Origin of the sequence: Cellulomonas sp. URHE0023, assembly GCF_000688475.1 — a bacterium.
GTDB lineage: Bacteria > Actinomycetota > Actinomycetes > Actinomycetales > Cellulomonadaceae > Cellulomonas.
The window spans coordinates 182129-202661 of the sequence record NZ_JIAN01000009.1 but is presented as its reverse complement, the minus strand read 5'-3'; the positions used below and the strand labels follow the sequence as shown (position 1 = coordinate 202661).

Below are 20533 nucleotides of genomic sequence, written 5' to 3'. Positions count from 1 at the left end.
GCCCGCCGACGGCCAGCCCGGCAACACGGGCTTCCGCGACAAGCGGGGGCCGGTGTCGGTGCAGTTCCAGCCCCCGAGCGGGATGGTTCCCGGCGAGATGGGCACGCTCATCGACGAGAAGGCCGACCCGGTCGACGTCACCGCGACGCTCGTCGACCTGGCCGTGCGGGGGTGGCTGCGCATCGAGGAGGTGCCGCGCGACAACCCGAACAAGAAGGCCAAGGACTGGACCCTGGTGCAGCTCAAGAACCGCGACGGGTCGTTGCTGCCGTTCGAGGACATGTTGCTGACGGAGATCTTCGCGGGTCGCACGTCGGTGAGGCTCTCCGACCTGAAGACCACGTTCGCCGCGTCCATGGCCAAGGTGCAGACCGGCCTCTACGACGAGGTCACGAACCGTGGCTGGTTCCGCGCCAACCCTCACTCGGTGCGCTCCACCTGGAGAGTCGCCGGCGTCGCGCTGGTGATCCTCGCCGGGCTCCTCGGCATCCTCGCGTTCAACGTGCTGTCCGACGTCCGCGGCAGCCTTCTCGTCCCCATCGCGATCGGGATCATCGGGGCCGCGGTGTTCCTGATGTCGAGCGCCGCCCCGGCCCGCACCGCTGACGGCACCGCCGCACTCGCGCAGTCGATGGGCTTCCGCCGGTACCTGGCCACCGCCGAGGCCAACCAGCTGAAGTTCGAGGAGGGCGAGGACATCTTCAGCCGGTACCTGCCGTACGCGATCGTGTTCGGACTGGCGGACCGCTGGGCTCGCGTGTTCAGCGAGCTCGCCGCGCAGGGCCGTGCCGTGGCGCAACCCGGCTGGTACGTCGGCGGCTACTACCCGGGCTCCAACATCTACTGGGCCTCCGCGTTCGCCTCGTCTCTGGACCGCTTCTCCAGCATCGCCACCGAGTCCATCTCCGCCCCCACGCCCGGCTCGTCGGGCGGCTCGGGGTTCAGCGGCGGGTTCTCCGGGGGCGGCGTCGGGGGCGGCGGCGGTGGCGGCTGGTAGGAGACGTCAGCGCCGCAGGCGGTAGACGTGGAGGTAGTCGAACTGCGAGGTGGCACCTACGCCACCGAGAGACAGCAGCCCGACCTTCAGGTCGGATCCCGCGGGGAAGGTCCACACCCCTCCGGCCACCCAGGTCTGCCCGTCGGTACTCGTGAACGCCTGCACCTCGTGCTCACCACCGTCGTCGGTCCGGTGCACCAGGCGTAGCCACGTGGTCTCGTCGGGCGGTCCGACGATCGTGCCCCCGAACGAGAGCCGGCCGGCGAACGGCTGCTCGTGGCCGAACTCCGTCTGGCGGGTGTTCCAGATGGCCACGTGCGACAGCCGCGACCAGAGGTCGTCGTCGACGTAGGCGAGGATGCCGCCCTGCTGGTAGTTGCGGACCGTGTCCGTACCGAGGTCGATGGTCAGCCGCGTCTCTGCCACCCACGGGGTCTCGGGCACGTCCTGGAGCAGGAGTCCCGCGTCGTTCCCCGTGCCGACGATGTCACCGGCCTCCGTCGGCCACCGAAGGAACCCGCCCTCCACCGTGACCTGCGGGTCGCGCACCGTCGTCCACCGCGGATCCAGCGCGGGGCCGTCGAACTCGTCACTGAAGGCGGGGTCGATCGGGCCCAGCAGCGGCTGACGGATCCCCTTGTCGACGGGCCGGGCTGCCGGCAGCGCGCTGAGGTTGTCGACGTGCACCCCCGGACCGCCCGCGAAGGCGCCGGCACTCCGACCGGCCCCGGTGCCGCCGCGCACCTCGAGCGAGACCACGGCGAGCGGATCACCGAGACGTGCGTTCGTCAGCTCGGCCGTCGCGACGCCGTCGCGGACCGTGAGAGCCAACGAGTGCCACGCCGACAGGTCGACGTTCGCGGGCACCGCTGCAGAGGACCTTCCGGATGCCGCCTCCACGACGAGCTGGCGTGCCGACGGATCGACGGTGGCCGTCACGCCGTGCCCGCGTCGGCCCGTGTCCCAGCCGCCGCGCTGCACCTGCGCGCCGGCGACGAGACCGAAGGGGGAGGTTCCGCCGGGGTCGAGACGCAGGTCCGACTCGACCCGGACGTCCCGGAGAGAGGGTGCGCGGGTGGTCAGCGCGCCGGCTCCTTGGGACACGGCGTTCGACCCGGCAGCGGGGTCGGACGCGGTCGTCCACGGCCCCGTCGTCGTCCATCCCCGGGGGATGCCCTGCTCGAACCCGGTGACCCCGCCGGTGCTCGGACCGTCCTCGCAGCCCTCCGACGCCCAGGCCCCGGCGCGCACCGTGGGCCAGCCGTCGATCCAGTCGAGCCGGTCGATGAGCATCGGGCGCTCGTTGATGCCGTCGGTACCGGTGAGGTACGGGTCCTCGCGGTCGATGGCGTGGTAGACCATCCAGTCCTGGCCGGCCAGGTCGGTGACCACGGCGTTGTGGCCGGTCCCCACCCACCGGTTCCCGTTCGGCGCGAGCACCGGTGTGCCGCCCGCCCGCGACTGGTCCAGCGGGACACCTTCCCGGTCGACGTACGGGCCGGTCAGGTCGCGCGAGCGGCCGACATGCACGCTGTACCCCGTGGTCGGGCCGGCGCAGCAGTTGGCCGACGACGCGAACAGGTACCACCAGCCGTCACGCTGGACGACGTACGCGCCCTCGTACTTGTTGTCGATCGCTACCCGGACCGGGTCGCCGACCGCCGTCCGGCCGTCCTGCGACAGCGCCGTGGCCCAGATGCCGCCGTAGTACGACCCGTAGAACAGGTACTCGGCGCCGTCCGGGCCGACGACGTGCGACGGGTCGAACGTCCACAGGAAGTCGCCCGCTCCGCCGCCCCCGTGCCGCGGCCCGACCACCGGCGCATCCGTCGGCGTCCACGGCCCGGTCGGTGTCGGCGCCGTCGCGACGCCGACCGCGTTGTCGTTCGGCTCGCCGGTCACGGTGGTCTCCGTGACGACGAAGTACATCCGGTACTCCCCGTCGACGTACCGCACGTCCGGCGCCCACAGCGCCGCCCCTCGGTCACGGTCCGCCCACGCCGGGACCGCGTCCTCCGCGAACGCATCGCCGACGTACTCCCAGTTCACCAGGTCCGCGGAGCGGGACATCGGCACCAGGTGGCGGGTCGCCTCGCCTTCCCGCAGCGGGTCGGTGGTCCCGTAGGCGTACCACCACCCGTCCTTGCCGCGGATCACCGATGGGTCGGCGAACGTGTCGGCGAAGCCCGCGCTGACCGGGTTCGTGTACGAGGTGGTCGCGGACCTGTTCGGTTCACCGCCCGCCGACGCCGGGCCGGCGAGCGCGAGGCTCGTGGCGAGCGCGAGGGTGAACGCGACGGGTGCGCGGTGGACGGTGAGAGTTCGCATCCGGGTGCCGATCGTCGTCGAGTGGCCGTGGGTCTTTTGTACGCTGACCGCTTTTCTGCCGCACTTTTTCTGCCGCACGCTTTTGTCGCACGCCCCCGCGCCGCGGCGACCCGACGGGGGACGTCGGGGGCGCCTGGTAAGACTGGGTGCCATGACGCTTCCGGTGATGCCGCCCGTGGATCCCATGCTCGCCAAGTCGGTTCCCAAGATCCCGGCCGGCAAGCTGTACGAGCCCAAGTGGGACGGCTTCCGGGCGATCGTGTTCCGCGACGGGGACTCCGTGGAGATCGGGTCTCGCAACACCAAGCCGATGCAGCGGTACTTCCCGGAGGTCGTCGAGGCGGTCCTGTCGCACCTGCCGGAACGGTGCGTCGTCGACGGGGAGATCATCGTGCCGTCGTCGCGGCACACCGGGCTGGACTTCGAGGCCCTCCTGCAGCGGGTGCACCCGGCCGAGTCGCGGGTGCGGCTGCTCGCTGAGACCACCCCGGCGCGGCTGGTGCTCTTCGACCTCCTTGCTCTGGACGACGAGGACCTCACGGGTCTGCCGTTCGCCGAACGCAGGGCGCGCCTGGAGACGATCGTCCGAGGTTCCGGTCCGGTGTCGGTGACCGCCCAGACCTCCGACCTTGAGGTTGCGGAGCGGTGGTTCTCGCAGTTCGAGGGCGCCGGGCTGGACGGGATCGTCGCCAAGGATCCGTCGGGCCTGTACGAGCCGGGCAAGCGGACGATGCAGAAGATCAAGCACGAGCGGACCGCCGACTGCGTGGTCGCCGGCTACCGGCCGCACGCGTCCGGGCCCGATGCGGTGGGGTCGCTGCTGCTGGGGCTCTACACGTCCGAGGGTGTGCTGGCGTCGGTGGGTGTCGCGGCGTCGTTCCCGATGGAGCGGCGCCGGGCGTTGGTGACCGAGCTCGCGCCCCTCGTGACCTCACTGGACGGTCACCCCTGGAACTATGCCGCCGAGGGGCGGACGCCCCGCGAGGCCGAGGGCAGCCGCTGGTCACGCGGCAAGGACCTCTCGTTCGTGCCGCTGGAGCCGTCGCGCGTGGTGGAGGTGGCCTACGACCACATGGAGGGTGAGCGCTTCCGGCACACCGCGCAGTTCCGCCGCTGGCGCCAGGACCGCACTCCTGAGTCCTGCACCTACGCCCAGCTCGAGGAGCCGGTCAGCTACGACCTGGCCGACGTGCTGTCGGCGGGCTGACGGGGCGGCGGTCTGACGCGTCGGCCGGCGACGACCCGGCCGACGTGCGCTCGGCAGCCGACGGGGCGGCGGCGTGACGCGTCGGCCGGCTACGACCCGGCCGACGTGGTGTCGCTGCGCGGAACCCACCGAGCGCCGAGCTCCGCCGGGGTCGGAGGTGACTCGGGCAGCGGTGCCGGGGAGGCCCGTAGACCCTGCAGGTGGATCTCGACGTAGCGGCGGCGCAGCGCGGCGGTGCGGTCGGCGTCGCCGAGCCGGATGGCCGTCAGCTGCTCCCAGATCATCGCCAGGTCCTGCGGGTCGAGGTCGTCGCGGACCACGCCTGCCGCGTGAGCCGCCGCGAGGATCTCCTCGGCTCGCACACCCGACTCGGCAGCCAGGCGCCTGTGCTCGTCGGAAGGCATGAACCGCCCTGCGAGTTTGACGGTGAGCCCGTGCACGTCAGCGGCGACGATCCCACGGACGAAGGTGGCGAACGCCTCCCACGGGTCGGTCGCGGTCTGCGCCTCACGCGCGATGACGAGGTACTCGTTGAGCCCATCCAGGCACAGCTGCGCCAGCAGTGCCTCCTTGCTGGGGTAGCGGCGGTAGAGCGCGCTGATCCCGACACCGGCGGCAGCCGCGACCGCCGAGACGGCCGCGGTGGGGTCGGCCGTCAGCACCGATCGGGCCGCGTCGAGGATCGTGACGTCATTGCGCGCGGCCTGCCCGCGCCGTCCGCTGAGAGCCGCCATGAGCGCGAGGGTAGCACTTGAACGGAACGGACCATTCCGCTACGGTGTAGATGCGGAATGAAGCGTTCCGTTCCCGAATGGAGGTTTGATCATGAGCACTGGATTCGACGTCCTCGACCGAGCCCACGCCGCGCTGCGCACCACCGCGGCGTCCCTCGTCCCGGCCGACCTCACCCGTCCGACACCCTGCGAGAAGTGGGACGTCGCACAGGTGCTGCAGCACGCGGCGGGGGACCAGCGCGCTTACGCCTTCTTCCTGACGGGTGCCGACGGGCCAACGGGAGACCCCTTCGCACCCGACGGGAACCTCACCGTCGAACCGCTTGCGCTCGTCGGGCCGGCGCTCGACGCCAGCGCGCGCGCCTACGCAGGCGTGGACCCGGACGGCACCGCCCCGACCCCGCTGCCGCAGGGCGTCCTCCCCGCGCAGACCGCCGCCGGAGCAGCCGCTCTGGACGCCGCCGTCCACGCGTGGGACATCGCCATGGCGGCAGGTCTCGGCTCGCCGCTCGACAACGAGCTCGCCGCGATGATCCTTCCGACGGCCCGGGCACTCGTCGAGCCGCTGCGGCAGTGGGGCGCCTACGCCGCCGAGCTCCCCGCGGTCGACGACGGTCCGGCGGCCGAGCTGCTGCGCTACCTCGGGCGCGACCCGTTCTGGGCCGCGCCGACGGCACGCTGACGCCCACAGGTTCCTCTCGGGTGCCCCCCAGCGCCCTCCCCGGAACGCCGGGTTATCTGATCCCAGCAGCCACCACCGAGGCGGCCGCGAAGGAGATCAGGACCATGAACGAGACAACCGCCGACGCCGCTGCAACGCCCACGACCGGGCTCGGTCGCCACCGGCTGCTCCTGGGCCTGGCGGGCGGAACGCTCGTGCTGGGTCTGGTCGCCGGCGCCGGCACCGGCTTCGCCCTCGACGGCCGCACAGCGGCGTCGCCCCCCACCGCCACGGGCGCCCTCGTCCAGGGGGCATCCTTCTTCCCGCCGGAGGCGTCCCGGACAACCCGCGGTGGCGCGACCCAGGCTCAGACTCCGGCGGTCGCCGCGTCGGCCGACCAGCAGGTCGGCGTCGTCACGATCGACACGGTGCTCGGCTACCAGGGTGCGGCGGCGGCCGGCACCGGCATGATCCTCACGTCCGACGGGCTCATCCTCACCAACAACCACGTGGTCGAGGGCTCCACGGACATCACGGTCACCGACGAGACGACCGGTCAGACCTACGCCGCCACGGTCGTCGGGACGGACGCCACCCACGACGTCGCGCTGCTTCAACTTCAGGACGCGAGCGACCTCCAGACGGTGGCGCTCGACGACGACAACGGTGTGACCACCGGCGAGACCGTCACCGCGATCGGCAACGCCGAAGGCACCGGCTCACTCGTCGCCGCCACCGGGACCGTCCTCGCGACGGAGCAGAGCATGACCGCCTCCTCCGACGCCTCCGGCAGCAACTCGGAGACCCTCGACGGGCTCATTGAGTTCGCCGCGGCCGTCGTCGGAGGCGACTCCGGCGGTGCCCTGGTGGACGACGAGGGCGAGGTGGTCGGGATGACCACCGCCGCGTCGACGTCGCAGAGCTCCGTCGTCGCCTACGCGATCAGCATCGAGGACGCCCTGGCCATCGCGATCCAGATCGAGCAGGGCGTCGACAACGCCGACATCGTGCTCGGCTACCCGGCGTTCCTGGGGGTGTCCCTGTCCTCTGACGGCTCCGCCACCCTTGCCGGCGTCCTCCAGGGCACACCCGCGGCCGCTGCTGGGCTGACTGCCGGCGACACGGTCACGTCCGTCGACGGGGTCGCGGTGTCGACCGCGTCCGAGCTGTCCGCCGCCCTGGGCGCCCACGAGCCGGGCGACGCGGTGGCACTGACCTGGGTCTCGGGCGCCACCGGCGCGTCGTCGTCTGCGTCGGCAACCCTCATCGAGGGTCCCGCCGCATGAACTGGCGCACCCGTGTGGTGCTGGGTCGGGCGCGCCTCGAGAGTCGGCCCGGGGTCAGCCGTCTTCGCAGTCCGGCGGCGTCGGTATCGCCGTGCAGAGCTCGGCGACGAGGTGCGATCGGCGTTCCTCGACGGTGAACGCCGCGCTGGTGGCGGACGTAGCCGCCGTGCCGATGACGTCGCGCCACTGCGCGGTGCCGTCGACTCGGTACTTGGCGGTCCACGTGGTGGTCAGCGTGACCTGGCGGGTGCCGAGCCCGGTGTAGACGTGGAACGTGTCCTGGTCCGGGTACGCGTGGCCGGCGCTCCGGGTGACCAGGGGCGCCGTGCCGTCACCCCAGTCGTAGGTGAAGGTGTCGGGCGTCGCGACGACGTCGATCCCGCGCCCGAGCAGCTCCGTGCGAAACGTTTGCTCGGTCTTGTCGGTGGACACGATCGTGTCCATGTTGACGAGGACCCAGCCGCGGTCCGGTTGGAGGTGGAGCGGAGGGGGCGCGAGCGGGAGGCGACGGAAGTCGGCTTCGCTCAATACGGGCTCGAGCGTGGCCGGACATCCACCGGGTGCGACGAATGCGTAGTCGGACCATGGCGAATCTGCGGTCGCGCGGGTTCGCGCCCATAGCGGTTCCAGCGGTGCCTCGCCGCCGCACAGGGCCGGGTCCTCGTGGTAGACCCCGTCTGGGCACGGCCCATTTAGTGGCGTTGTCGATTTAAGGTCGACGGCTATGCACCGCGCGGCCCGTTGCAGCGCCACGAGCGGCGGTCCTGTCGCATGCGCCGCTGCCAGCCTCGCGAGCGCGGCCCCCGCCCGCGTTGCGTTGAGATCGAGCGCGGTGCGGTTGTCGGAGACCTCGCCGCCAAAGGAACCCAGATCTGCGGTGGGCGGTGGCTCGGTCGTCCCGAGCACAAGGGCAATTGCAACGACGAGCGCGACGCTCGTCACTTGGACGGCGTCGCGTTGACGTCGACTGCATCGATCTGCCAACCATCGTTCCAGGAAATGGCGAAGAACAAGTCGTGAGGGCCGCCCCCGCCCTCCGTTAGAACTCGTCCTGACCTATCCGACTCCTGCGATGGCGCCTCGTCGACGCGCAGCGTGGCTGTGTACCACTCTCCAGCGGTGATCTCGGACCCTGCCGATTCCAGCACGGAGACGGTTGCTCCGGTCACGGTGTGTCCAGCGTCTACCGCAGCCTTGACGCTGGCGCTCACCGCATTGCAGAACGTGCAGTCGTCAGCTGCGAGCGCGTTCCATTCTGAAAGATCGCCGGACTGCCGAGCGTAGGTGTAGACCGCCATGAAGTACTTGGCCGCAGCGACGGCTCCGTCGACAGTTGCAGAGTTTCCCGACTCCGGAAATGTAGGTCTTGGGATCGGTGCTGGCGTCGGGGTCAGGCTGTCGGTGACGGTCGGGGATGTGGCTGACGTCGGTTCGTCGGGGGCGACGACCTTGTTGGTGCACGCCGCAAGGGACAGAGCAAGCGCAAGTGCGGTTGCGGCGCGGACGGTGATCGACTTTCGCAGCCGCCTGCTCGTGTGCATGGTCGCGAACCTACCCAAACAGGACCCCGCGCGTGCGTTGGTCGCGGATCTGTGGACAACCGTGATCGGAGCTCTGTTGCTCTGCACGGTCAGATCGTGACCGGTCACTTGGGTCCGGCGATGCTCCAGGCGCACCAGCGAGATCGGGGCCGCATCGCCGGGAAGTTCGAATACGACGGTGGGGCCGCGCGTTCTGGCGGTTCGTGTTCCGCCAGCCGCCTTGATCGGAGGCACGAGCCGTCAGCTCAACGGTCAGGGTGAAGTCTTGATCTTCGGCGGCGTGCGCGGCAGAGAGGAGTCGTCGTTCGAAGGCGCCAGCGGTCTCCGGCGCCCTCAACGACGCGAACGCGGCCTTCCGGGTCCGGCCGGATCGTCGAGCCATCCGATCGTGGTCACGGTGGGGCCGAGGTTGGCGCCCAAGCGCGGCCGCTCCTCACGAACGGCCGAGCGGCGGGAATCTGCACGACGCGGCAGTCGTTGGGCAGTAGGCTGGGCTGTGTCGCCCCCGCCTCGGTGGGGACGGTGTTGAAAACTGAACATGGGGGTGATCGGTTTCGACGGTGATCGTCGAACCAGGAGAAGCGGGTCGAGGACGCACGGTTATCTCGTCAACGCTCCGTGCAAAACCATAGGTGCCAATACAAACCGCACCGACTTCGCCCTCGCCGCCTGAGCGAGCCCCGAAGTCCGTTGGCCTGAGTACGCTCTCGACTCAGTAACCAGCGTCATCTAGAGAGCCACTGCTGGAAATCCTCGTTGGTGGGGTTTCCGGGACTTTTAGCCAACTGAGCCCGTCCACGTACATGCCTGTGTGAGCGTGGGGGCCGAGAAAATCACAGCAGGCTGCACCCGGAGAATTCCTGGTACTGCGTCACCGGACGCGGGTTCGATTCCCGCCACCTCCACTCATCTGACCTGCGGAAACGCAAGGTCATGTTGACAGGAAGTAGCCGCTCGTTGACGCGGGGGGCTATTTTCGTGTCTATGGCCTCCATACGGGAGCGGGTCCGGGCCGACGGGACGCGGTCCTTCGCTGTGCTGTGGCGAGACCCGGACACGAAGCGGCAGAGCTCCCTGACGTATGACGACGAGAACGACGCCCGGGTGGCGAAACAGCTCCTCGAGGTCACGGGTGGCCACACCGACGAGGCCGCGCGAATCGCCGACGCCGTCCGGCACCACGGTCCGTCTGTCGTCGAGGCCGTCTCGGAGCACATCGATCTGCTGACCGCTGTAGGTCCGGACACACGTGCCAGCTACCGCACGCAGCTTCGCCGGCACATCGCGCCGACGCTTGGGGCGTATCCAGTTTCCGTGATCTCATACCGGCATGTTGCTGGGTGGGTTCGCTCGATGAGCGACAGTGGCCTGTCGCCCAAGACAATCGCGAACATCCACGGACTGCTCTCTGCCTCGATGTCGACGGCCGTCCGGCTTGGGTACCGGGCGGACAACCCTTGCGTCGGCGTGCAGCTCCCCAAGTCGCAGCTGACGCAGGACGAGATGACAGTGCTTACTCGGGGCGAGTTCGCCCTCCTGCTGTCGCATGTCCAGCCGCACTACCAGCCATTGGTCCTGCTACTTGTGGCGACTGGCCTGCGATGGGGGGAAGCAACGGCTTTGACCCCAGGAGACCTTGATCTGTTTGCCAGCCCGCCAACGTTGCGCGTCACAAAGGCCTGGAAGCGCGACGGCGACCGTCATTGGTACGTCGGTCCGCCGAAGACAAAGCGGGCTCGGCGGACTGTGTCGCTTCCTGACGAGCTCGTCGACGTTTTGATGCCGTTGGCCGCCGGGAGGGCTTCGGACGCGCTCCTGTTCACAAACACCGTCGGTCAACAGATTTCCTCCTCGCGCTTCTGGACCACGACGTGGACGCCGGCCCTCGACGCCGCGAGTCGTCCGCGTGGCGCCGACGGCACACCCGATCCCGATGCTGGCCGGCTGGTGAGGCGTCCTCGCGTACACGACCTACGTCATACTCACGCATCCTGGATGATCGCGGCGGGCACAGACCTGTTCGTGCTGCAGCGCCGACTCGGACATGAGTCGATCACCACGACGACTGAAACGTATGCGCATCTGTTGCCTGATCAACAGACAGCAGCCGCGGCTGCAGCGAGCCGGGCGCTTGAAGGGCTCGCCTTGCCTTCCTTCGTGCAAACGGACGGTTGATCAAGTAGGAGGACCGTCTCGATCGCTCCGGTGGTCGCGTCCGTCGGCCGTGCCTGATGGTGCTCAGATGCAAGGATGCGCTGTGGGCACCGAAATCACGCTGTCGCTGAACGACATCGACATCGACTGGGGCAAGAACCGCTACTGGAAGAATCACCACTGGCTCTTCCCACCCGGGAGCCTGAGGGACGTCGAGTACCGCTACGCAGGCGGCGTCACCAAGACGAAGCCGGCGTTCGAGACAACCCTGGACGAGGCCTACTTTCGGCTGTGCCACCTCGGCTACTCCAGTCATGAGGCGAAGACGAAGTTCGAAAGCGCGGTCGAGCGCTGGAACCGCACGGCCGAACTGCGGCTCTCATTCGACGAGTTCCGCGACGCCCTGACGAGCATCGACTTTGCGGCGCTGACGTCGGCTGACCTGGAACCCTATATCTGGGACTTTCGCGCCTTCGTCGTGAACCTGCTAGGAGCATGGGGCACGGATGGGTCATTCCTCGAGGACTTCATCGCGGGCCTGGACTTCGCGCTCACACTCCGAGTGCTCGCCGATCGGCCGGAGAGCCGCTCGCTTCCGCTCCGGTGGCACTATCAAGATCTTGTCGAAAGTGGTTGGGCGTCCCTCGAAGACCTCACTGACATCGACCGGCAGGCATTCATCATCAATCACACGGCTCTGTTCGGGCGCCTGCAGGACCACGCTGGTGCGGCCACAGTCAGAGCTTTCGATAGATGGCTCACAGACCGCGGACTAACCCAGGTGACGAACTACGGGAGGACTACGTCGAATGGCGGGGTTGCTCACGAAACGACGACGTTGCCGACCTCCGTTCGCAACATGATCCATCACCCGGAGAACCCGCATAACGTTCTGTCGGACGACGACCTTCGCCAGAGCGTCGAGTGCCTTCTGGAGATTGCACGACTCCTGCCAAGTCCACTTCCCGGGCTGACCTAGCAGGCCGCCGACGGCTACGGCGCGACGCACTGACTGATGCAAGCGAGGTGACGACGACGCCTCCGCATGCAACCTCGGTGGCATGTCCTGGGACGCGGTCGGGCCGGATTCTGACCCTGCCTACCCGCTCCTAAGGTTGTCGACATCTTCAGAAATGGACCTCCTGGTGCGGGCCGAACGTGAGCACGTATCCATCGAGACAGCCAGCTCTTGGTGACGATGCCGGAGGGCGTCGTCCGCGATCGGATGGCGCCCCAGGACGATGACCGAAGCGCTACCCACGCAAGCTAACTTGGCGCGGCGTCCCGTTCACCTGGTCGGCAGGGCGTCATGATTGCGGACATGGCCGGTTTCGACTTCGCGTTCACACTCGACGGAGCCGAGGCCATGGTGTCGACTCGTCCAGTGACGGTTCCAGGCGAGCGCTGTGGACGCGTGGGTACGCGCCGACGGTGTAGATAGGTCCGAGCCGGGCCTCAGGCCGAGCAATGAATGGTGTCGGGATGGCACCGTCGGTGCGAGCCAGGACATGCGTTGAAGGAGACGACAACAGTGCAGTTCGATGCGGATCGGCGCGTGCCCTGGACCCAGCCCGAGGCGCCCGTAGGGATTGTTCCGCGGGCCGTGTTCCTGGGACCCGATCCCGACGGGCTCGGCAGTCTCCAGGTTGCGACGGCGGAGGCGGTCGCTACGCCCTCTCGGACGGCGCTTCGGGAGCTCTACATGGCACGCAGGGGACGCCGTCAGATCACTCTTGTCGTCGCGGTCACTCACGGTGACACTGCATACCTCTTTGGCCCGGACCCGCAGGCCGCCACCGTCGAGCTGCCGGTCGAGGCCGCCCAGCGGCAGCTGCAGTCAGCGCTTTACGAGCCGGACGTCGAGCTCGCGTCCGAACGGCTCGCCAACTTCCGCCGGGCGCACGAGTCGACGGCGCCAGGGTTCACCAACTCTGGGCTCTTTGCTACACACCACGTGATGACGAGCCTGCCGACACGCCCGGACTGGGCGTCCTTGGGCGAGGCCGGTCGAGCGATCCTGGCACAGCGGGACGCCGACCTCATTAAGGCCCTCGGCTTCCGCACAACTCGCCACACAGCGAACGCGCTGCTCCTCGTGAGCGACGGGCACTCGCCGCGGGCCGTGGCGGTCCTCATCGACGCGACCGAGCAGTTCGACCAGAGGACGGCTCGCCTCAGCGGGTCGCCAGTCACGTATGGGCTCGCGATCGCTCTGCAGCAGGAGATCCCGTGGGTAGTGGTCATCCGCAAGGACCAGATCCGGCTCTACCCGGGCCTCGACGGCGTCGGAGTGGGCGCCAAGGGTCAGACGGAGACGTACTTCGAGATCGACCTGGCGACGATCGACGCCGACCACGCCGCGCTGCTCCCGCTCGTCTTCTCCGCCGCGGCACTCGCCGCCGGCGGCAGCACGGACCAGATCCTCGCCGATTCCGCCCGCTACGCCACGGAGCTTGGCAAGCGACTCCGCCAGCGCGTGTACGGCGAGGTGGTCCCGTCGGTCGCTGTCGAGGTCGCCCACCAGCTCGCCAAGCAGGGTCGCGCGCTCGACGCCGACGGCCTGGCGACGGCCTACCAGGTGACGCTCCGCATACTCTTCAGGCTCCTGTTCCAGGCGTACGCCGAGGACCGCGGTCTGCTGCCTGCGGGTCGCAACGAAGGCTTCGACGCCAACTCGCTCAAGAGCCAGGGGCGCCGCCTGCTCGATGCCGGTGCACTCGAGTTCGGTGACGCGGCGATCCTCTGGCGCGACCTGGAGCAGGTGTGGCTCGCGATCGACAAGGGTCAACCGCTCTGGCAGGTCCCGGCATACAACGGTGGGCTGTTCTCTTCAGACGCCGACCGATCGTCGGACGGTGCGCTCATCGCGAGTATCGAGCTGCCCGACCGGGTGCTCGCTCCAGCGCTGCGCGCGCTCCTCGTCGACCGCACGGACGACGGTACGGAGGGCCTCGTCGACTTCCGCTCCCTGTCGGTGCGCGAGTTCGGCACGATTTACGAGGGCCTTCTGGAGTCGTCGCTGTCCCGTGCGGATCAAGACCTCACGGAGGACTCGGAGGGTGCCTGGGTGCCCGCAGAGGACGGCGACGAGGCGCTCGTCGGCGCGGGCGGCGTCTACTTCCACTCCGCCTCTGGCGAGCGGAAGGCGACCGGCTCTTACTTCACGCCCAAGGTCGTCGTCGACCACCTCATCGAGCGATCCGTCGTCCCGGCGCTGTCGAAGCACCTCGACCGCATCGCCGCGCACCTGAGTGCGGGCGACGCCTCGGCCGCGGCGCGCGACTTCTTCGATTTCCGCGTCGCCGATCTCGCCATGGGCTCGGGCCACTTCCTCGTCGCCGCGATCGACAAGATCGAGGCGCTCATGCGCACGTTCCTCACCCAGCACACCGTGCCCGGCGTCACCGAGGAGATGCGTCGCCTCTCCGAGGTCGCCAAGGAGGCGCTTGGAACCGACGACGTCGCCAAGCTCGATGTCGACGAGGTCGGTCTGCTGCGACGCCAGATCGCGCGCCGCTGCATCTACGGCCTCGACATCAACCTCATGGCTGTCGAGCTCGCGCGGCTCGCCCTGTGGATTCACACTTTCGTGCCCGGCCTGCCCATGTCGAACCTCGACCACGGGCTCGTTTGCGCCGACTCCCTCACGGGGATCGGGACCATCGACGAAGCCGTCAACGCGCTCGCCAAGGTCGCCGAGACCACCCTCACGGCGTTTGAGCCCGTCGAAGCTACGTCGGACGACGACGACGAACTCCTGACCCTCACCCAGGACGTTCTCTTCGGCAGTGTCCAGCAGAGGCCCGCTCTCGCCCCGAAGCGCCCGATGGCGAAGGCGAAGCCGAGCGTCGGGTACAAGGCCGCGATCCGCGCGCTGCTCCGCGAGCACCTCGACCGGGTCACTCCGCTGCTGCTCGACGTCGCCAACGCCTCCGAGGCCACGAAGGCCGAAGTAGAGGCCGCCGCAACGCGACTTGCCGCCGCCCGAGAGGCGTCCGCGCCGATCGCGCGACTCTTCGACGCCGCCGTCGCGGTCCGGCTCGGCGAGTGGACGACGAACATCACCAACGAGTCGACGCTCCGCCGACTTACTGAAGCGACTGAGCCGTCGCGGATCGTCGCCCCGCTACGGCCCGCGCATTTGCCCATGCTCTTCCCCGAGGTGTTCGTACGCGAGAATCCCGGCTTCGACGTGCTCCTCGGTAACCCGCCATGGGAGGAGCTTGTGTTCGAGGAGCTGAAGTTCTGGACGCTGGCGTTCCCGGGGCTTAAGAGCCGAGCCGATGGCGAGCAGAAGGCGCTTGTCGCCGCATACCGCGAGTCGCGGCCGGACCTCGTCGCCGCAATGGAGCAGGAGCGCGCGTGGGCCGAGCGGCTCCGCCTGGCGTTGGCTCGTGGGCCATACCCGGGATTTGAGACCGGAAATGCTGACCTTTACAAGGCGTTCTGCTGGCGATTCTGGACCTTGCTTCGGCGCGGAGGGCGCGTGGGCGTCGTGCTTCCCCGCGGGGCACTGTCGGCCCTGGGGTCGGCGGAGTGGCGTCAAGAGATCCTTGCGAACGGGTCGTTCGCCGACGTTTCCTTCATAGTAAACTCCGCTCGTTGGGCCTTCGACATGGAGCCGCGTTGGACCATCGCTCTCACCGTCCTCGAAAAGGGGGAGAGCCAATTCGTTCGCTTCAGCGGTCCGTTCGCCTCCGAGAGTGAGTTCCGTGATGGCGTGGATAAGTCAACTGAGGTAAGCGTCAGCGACTTCTCCGCCTGGACCCCGTCTGCGGCGTTCCCTGCGATGCCCAACTCGGCGAGTTCACAGCCATTCCTTACGATAAGACAGTCGCCGAGTCTCGGCGGAGCCCGTTCGGATCTCTCGGTTCGACCCGCGCAAGGAGACTTCAACCAAACCACCGATGCCGCACTCTGGAACGTGGGGGACTCGACAGGGGATCTGCCGGTTCTCAAGGGCGGATCGTTCAACTTGTGGGACCCCGACGCCGGTCCAGTGCACGGATCGGCTGCGAAGACAACCATCCGGACGCGCGCAGAGGCAAAACTCCGGCGGCAGGTTCGAACCAAGTCGTCTGCGCTCTTTGGGGAGGACGCAGAGGGCCTGATCGAGCGGGGGCGCCTTCCATACCAGCGAACTAGGATTGCGTTCCGGGACGTTGCGCGCGGCACCGACTCAAGGACGATGATTGCTTGTCTGGTTCCGCCTGCTGTGCTGACCAACAAGGCGCCCTACCTGATTGACCTTCACGACAACGCAGCTGAGACCGCCTACCTACTCGGAGTCCTTTGCTCGATCCCGTTTGATTGGTACGCGCGGCGGTTTGTCGAGTTGAGCCTGAACTTCTACGTGCTCAACGCTTTGCCAGTTCCAATCTACGCACCCAGCGGAGCCACCAACATGCGCGTCGTGGAAATCGCCGGGCGACTGGCCGCTGTTGACGAGCGCTACTCGGCATGGGCCGCCGAGGTCGGCGTCCCCGTCGCATCGGTGACGTCCCAGACAATGAAGGACGACCTCATCGCCGAGCTCGACGCGCTCGTCGCGCTGCTCTACGGACTAACGGAGGAGCAGCTCACCCAGGTCTTCGCAACGTTCCACCGCGGCTGGGACTACCAGCCACGCCTTGCCGCCGTCCTCGCCCACTTCCGGAATTGGGGGTCCGAGGCATGACCGGGCTACCCGACTTCGCTACGAATCCGCTAGAGGGCGTCTTCGACAAGACCGTCGCCGACAAAGTCAACGAGCTGCTCTCGTCGGCGCGTGACAACAAGGTGGTCGCGCCGCCGGTCGCGATTGCGACGGCGTACGTCAACCCGGCCGGGTTCGTCCTCATCGCCGACGAGCTGGAGAGGGCGCCGCGGGTTCGGCTCCTCCTTGGCGCCGAGCCGGACGCCGAGTCCGTCCGCTCGGTCAATGCAGGCGACTCCGACGCCGTACAGCGCCGCGAAGCCGCCCTCAGCCGCCACCAGGCGTGGCTCGAGGCCGAGCGCGACACGATGGGCTTCGACTACACGCCGACGCAAGAGGCGCGACGGATGGTCCGGTGGCTTAAGTCGGTCGACACCAGCGGCACCGCGAAGGTTGAGGTGCGCCGGTACACACACGGGTTTCTCCACGGGAAGACGTACCTGGTCGAGGACGGCCCAGCTCAGGCGGCGCTCGCCGGGTCGTCGAACCTCACGTACGGAGGTCTCGCCCACAACGCGGAGCTCAACCTCGGCACGATGGGCGGCACCCACGCTGCCGCCAAGGTATCCGAGTGGTTTGAGCACTACTGGGCCCGCTCCGAGCTCTACGACCTTGCCGGTCTCTACGGTCGCCTGTGGGACCCGCATGCACCGTGGACCATTTACCTGCGCATGCTCTGGGAGCTGTACGGCTCGGCGATCGCCGAGGAGGAGCCGAACTCGCGCACACTTCTCGCGCTGACGCAGTTTCAGGCGGACGGCGTTGCCCGGATGGAGCGACTTCTCGTCGAGAACGGGGGAGTGCTCGTCGCCGACGAGGTCGGCCTGGGCAAGACATACCTCGCCGGCGAAGTCATCGCCCGGGCGTCGGCGAACCGGCAGCGGGTACTCATCGTCGCCCCTGCGGCACTCGTCACCTCGATGTGGACTCCGTTCCTCGACGATCCGCGGTTCTCCCGGTGGGTCGACATCTACTCGTACGAGAAGGTGCGCAACCAGGTCGACCCGACGCTGTCGACGTACGACGCCGCGTTCGCGGCGAAGATGGACGATTACTCGCTCATAGTCGTCGATGAGGCACACAACCTCCGCAACGCTGGAGCCCAGCGCTCCGCCGCGATCGATTCTGTAATCGCCGCGGGGGCGAGCCCGAAGAAGGTCGTGCTCCTCACCGCGACGCCGGTCAACAACTCCCTCGCGGACCTAGAGACCCTCGTCAAATACTTCATCCGGGACGACGCTCGCTTCGCCGGCATCGGCATCCCATCCATCAAGAAGTACATTCGCGCCGCTCAGGACGTCGACCCGGCGAACCTGACCCCGGAGCACCTGTTCGACCTGATGGACCAGGTCGCAGTCCGTCGCACCCGGAAGTTCGTGAAAGAGCATTACCCCAACGAGACGATCACCGGCCCAGACGGCAAACTGACCACCCTGAGATTCCCCCAGGCGAAGCCGCGACGGATTGACTATCCGATCGACGACGAGGGTGCGGCCCTCATCGACGCCATGGTCCAGGCACTCGACGACCCCACGGATCCGCACCAGCCGAACGCGTGGGCGCAGCGCGTCGTCGACCCCGAGCGCCTCATGCTCGCCCGCTACCTATCGAGCTGGTACACGCTCGAACACGACCTTGCGACGTACCAGATCACCAACGCCGGTCTCCTCCGCTCCGGCCTGCTCAAGCGTCTCGAGTCGAGCCCCGAAGCGCTCACGGCGTCCCTGGAACGCATGATCGGCTCGCACGAGGCGTTCCTCACGGCCCTGGCCGGTGGCTACGTCCTTAAGGGCGACGCTCTCGCGGACTGGACTTCGTCCGACAGCGACGACCTCGACGCGTTCGTCGAAACACTCGACGTCGACGAGCGCCCGGAGGCCGCCGCGGGCTACCACCTCGCCGCGCTCACCGCCGACGTCACCTCCGACATCGAGCTGCTGCGTCGCCTGCATGCGCTGGCGCATGGCGTTGTCACCTCGAGCGAGCGCAAGGCGACGGAGCTCACCGCGGCGATCGCGGCAGGCGTCGACACCGTCGACCCCGCGGACCCCCGGCTGATGTCGAAGGTCGGCGCGCTCGTGGTCGAGCTTGCGCGCATGGCGGAGGCCGCGCGCAGAATCGACGCTCGCGGTGTCTCCGGGCGCGACCGGCGCAAGGTGGTGGTCTTCTCGGCCTTCGCTGACACGGTGATCCCTGTCCATGACGCCGTCGTCGCCGCGATCAACGCCGCACCAGCAGGTTCGGCCCTGTCGGACTACCGGGGGCGAGTCGCCGAGCCGATCATGGGTGCCTACGCTAAGACGCTCGCCCGCGGTGCCACCGGCGGCGTCGACCAAGGCGGACGCGCCACCGTGATCGGTAGCTTCGCTCCAGAGACCGCGAGCGAGCGCGTCAACGGCAAGCCCGTCCACGACGACCTCTTCGACATCCTCTTGACCACCGATGTACTCGCCGAAGGCGTCAACCTCCAGCAAGCCGGTCAGATGATCAACTACGACCTGCCCTGGAACCCGATGCGGATCGTGCAGCGTCACGGCCGAGTCGACCGCATCGGGTCCAAGCACGACTACGTTCACCTCGGGCTGTTCTTCCCGGCGCGGCGACTCGACGAGATGCTTCGGCTCGAAGAGACGATCGACCGCAAGCTCGCCCTCGCGGATGCGGCCGTCGGTGTTGGCGACGTGCTCCCTGGCCGCGCGACAGGGCGCCAGATCAACTTCAATGACGCCGCCGCGATGGACCAGTTCGCGCAGCTTCTGGACAACGGTGGCTCCTCGGCGTCGCTGTCCGGAGAGGAGTACCGCCGGCGGCTTTTCGACGCTGTGCAGGTGGATGCGACCATGAAGTCCGACATGCTCGCGCTCCCGTACGGATCCGGCGCGGGATTCGTCAGTGAGGGCGTTCGGGGCAACGGGTACGTGTTCTGCGTGCGGATTGGCGCCGAGGCGAAGCCGTGGTTCCGCTACGTCGCGGCTGACGATGTGTGGAATGTCCGCCGGAGCACCGATGGTGTTCCTCTTGTCTCCTCCGACACGCTCATCTCGCTCCGGGTCGCTGATCCGGGCGCGCCCGTTCGTGAGCGTTGGCTTCCGGAGGACGTGTACGCCCAAGCCTTCGCAGCGTGGTCTGTCGCACGCGACGACGTCCACGCCGCCTGGACGGGGATGACCGATCCCAACGCGTTCGAGCCGGAAGTGCCTGCAGCCTTCCGGGACGCGACCGAACTGATCCGCGCACATGGCCGGTACCTCGACCGGGAGGCGAGAACCGCGCTGTTGCGTCGGCTTCGCAGCGTGCCCCCGGTCAAAGTCGCGAGGGCGGTGCGGCGTGCGCTCGCGGAGGGACGGACCGCCGAGGAGCAGATCACCAAGGTGATCGAGGTGCTCGACGCCGCGGGCGTTGTCGCGGCGCCGCCGCGCGAGCCGCTGCCCTCGGTCGAGAAGCACGAGGTCCGGCTCGTCGCATGGATGGCCGTTAGGGGAGAGATGGCAACGGAATGACGTTCAACGCATGACGCTCGATCGATGAGGGGGGTCCACCTCAGCTTCAAGGTGGCGTGGCTTGCCTCGTAGAGCAGCGATTGCAGTCCTGCCACCGGTCCGCAACGGGCTCGATGAACCCGGCAGCCGGCGTCCCTAGTGATGCTCATGACACCAGCCGCGACGAGGGGATCGACGTCCAAGAGCATACTGGCGCCGCCTATCGACGTCGCCACATACGATCTCGACTATGTCCCTAGATGGCGCCCTCTTCGGGGATGGCGACGCACGATTCTCGGCGCCAGTCGAACTCACCCCGCCCCCACCCCCCAGTGTTCCCGATTGGCTAGTGACTCAACTTCGACGATCACTTGACGCATGTGGAGTGGGCGAGATGGCCGAACGACAGCGGCTGGTCGAAAGCCTGGTGGGACGTCCAGTGCAGTCTCTC

The 20533-nt window shown here is 68.2% G+C and carries 12 protein-coding genes and 1 other RNA gene; 9 read left to right on the top strand and 4 right to left on the bottom strand.

Annotated features, from left to right (window positions below):
- The first annotated feature begins 82 nt into the window (after positions 1–82).
- Positions 83–997, top strand: coding sequence for a DUF2207 domain-containing protein (locus N553_RS24830; RefSeq protein ID WP_369796726.1), 915 nt, complete (start codon positions 83–85; stop codon positions 995–997).
- Positions 998–1003: 6 nt separating this feature from the next.
- Here the strand turns inward: N553_RS24830 and N553_RS0117700 are convergent, their stop codons facing one another.
- Complete coding sequence (locus N553_RS0117700; RefSeq protein ID WP_028047635.1) at positions 1004–3325, bottom strand: family 43 glycosylhydrolase; 2322 nt, start codon at positions 3323–3325, stop codon at positions 1004–1006.
- Between the two features lie 151 nt (positions 3326–3476).
- Here N553_RS0117700 and N553_RS0117695 point away from each other — a divergent pair, with 151 nt between their 5' ends.
- Positions 3477–4532 carry an ATP-dependent DNA ligase gene (locus tag N553_RS0117695; protein ID WP_028047634.1) on the top strand — a complete coding sequence of 352 codons (1056 nt, stop codon included), beginning with the start codon at positions 3477–3479 and terminating at the stop codon, positions 4530–4532.
- A gap of 89 nt (positions 4533–4621) precedes the next feature.
- Here the strand turns inward: N553_RS0117695 and N553_RS0117690 are convergent, their stop codons facing one another.
- Positions 4622–5266 (bottom strand): TetR/AcrR family transcriptional regulator, encoded by a 645-nt coding sequence (locus N553_RS0117690; RefSeq protein WP_028047633.1) that lies wholly within the window; start codon positions 5264–5266, stop codon positions 4622–4624.
- Between the two features lie 91 nt (positions 5267–5357).
- Here N553_RS0117690 and N553_RS0117685 point away from each other — a divergent pair, with 91 nt between their 5' ends.
- Positions 5358–5948 carry a TIGR03086 family metal-binding protein gene (locus tag N553_RS0117685; RefSeq protein ID WP_034623274.1) on the top strand — a complete coding sequence of 197 codons (591 nt, stop codon included), beginning with the start codon at positions 5358–5360 and terminating at the stop codon, positions 5946–5948.
- A gap of 104 nt (positions 5949–6052) precedes the next feature.
- A complete protein-coding gene (locus N553_RS23490; RefSeq protein ID WP_051640322.1) occupies positions 6053–7213 on the top strand; it encodes a S1C family serine protease in 1161 nt (386 codons plus the stop codon).
- Between the two features lie 54 nt (positions 7214–7267).
- Here the strand turns inward: N553_RS23490 and N553_RS25715 are convergent, their stop codons facing one another.
- Together N553_RS25715 and N553_RS25195 are read right to left on the bottom strand one after the other, a co-directional pair.
- The gene (locus N553_RS25715) at positions 7268–7645 is read right to left on the bottom strand and encodes a hypothetical protein (protein ID WP_231505312.1); all 378 of its coding nucleotides are present in this window, start codon (positions 7643–7645) and stop codon (positions 7268–7270) included.
- Between the two features lie 506 nt (positions 7646–8151).
- Entirely contained in the window at positions 8152–8754 is a 603-nt protein-coding gene (locus N553_RS25195) for a DUF6318 family protein (protein WP_156043897.1), read from the bottom strand.
- Between the two features lie 540 nt (positions 8755–9294).
- Between N553_RS25195 and ssrA the strand changes: the two genes are divergently transcribed.
- The 5 genes from ssrA to N553_RS0117655 all read left to right on the top strand — a co-directional run bounded on the left by ssrA (position 9295) and on the right by N553_RS0117655 (position 20103).
- Positions 9295–9662, top strand: a transfer-messenger RNA (tmRNA) gene (gene ssrA / locus N553_RS24825).
- A 76-nt stretch (positions 9663–9738) separates the two neighbouring features.
- Positions 9739–10929 (top strand): site-specific integrase, encoded by a 1191-nt coding sequence (locus N553_RS23480; protein WP_051640321.1) that lies wholly within the window; start codon positions 9739–9741, stop codon positions 10927–10929.
- Positions 10930–11011: 82 nt separating this feature from the next.
- Positions 11012–11887: a HEPN/Toprim-associated domain-containing protein gene (locus tag N553_RS0117665; protein WP_028047630.1), complete on the top strand. Its 876-nt coding sequence runs from the start codon at positions 11012–11014 to the stop codon at positions 11885–11887.
- A gap of 1014 nt (positions 11888–12901) precedes the next feature.
- Positions 12902–16585, top strand: a complete 3684-nt coding sequence (locus N553_RS25460; RefSeq protein ID WP_197030125.1) for a hypothetical protein — start codon at positions 12902–12904, stop codon at positions 16583–16585.
- On the top strand, positions 16582–20103 hold the full coding sequence (locus N553_RS0117655; protein WP_028047628.1) for an SNF2-related protein: 3522 nt from the start codon (positions 16582–16584) through the stop codon (positions 20101–20103). The genes N553_RS25460 and N553_RS0117655 overlap by 4 nt, the downstream gene beginning before the upstream one ends.
- Positions 20104–20533 lie beyond the last annotated feature (430 nt).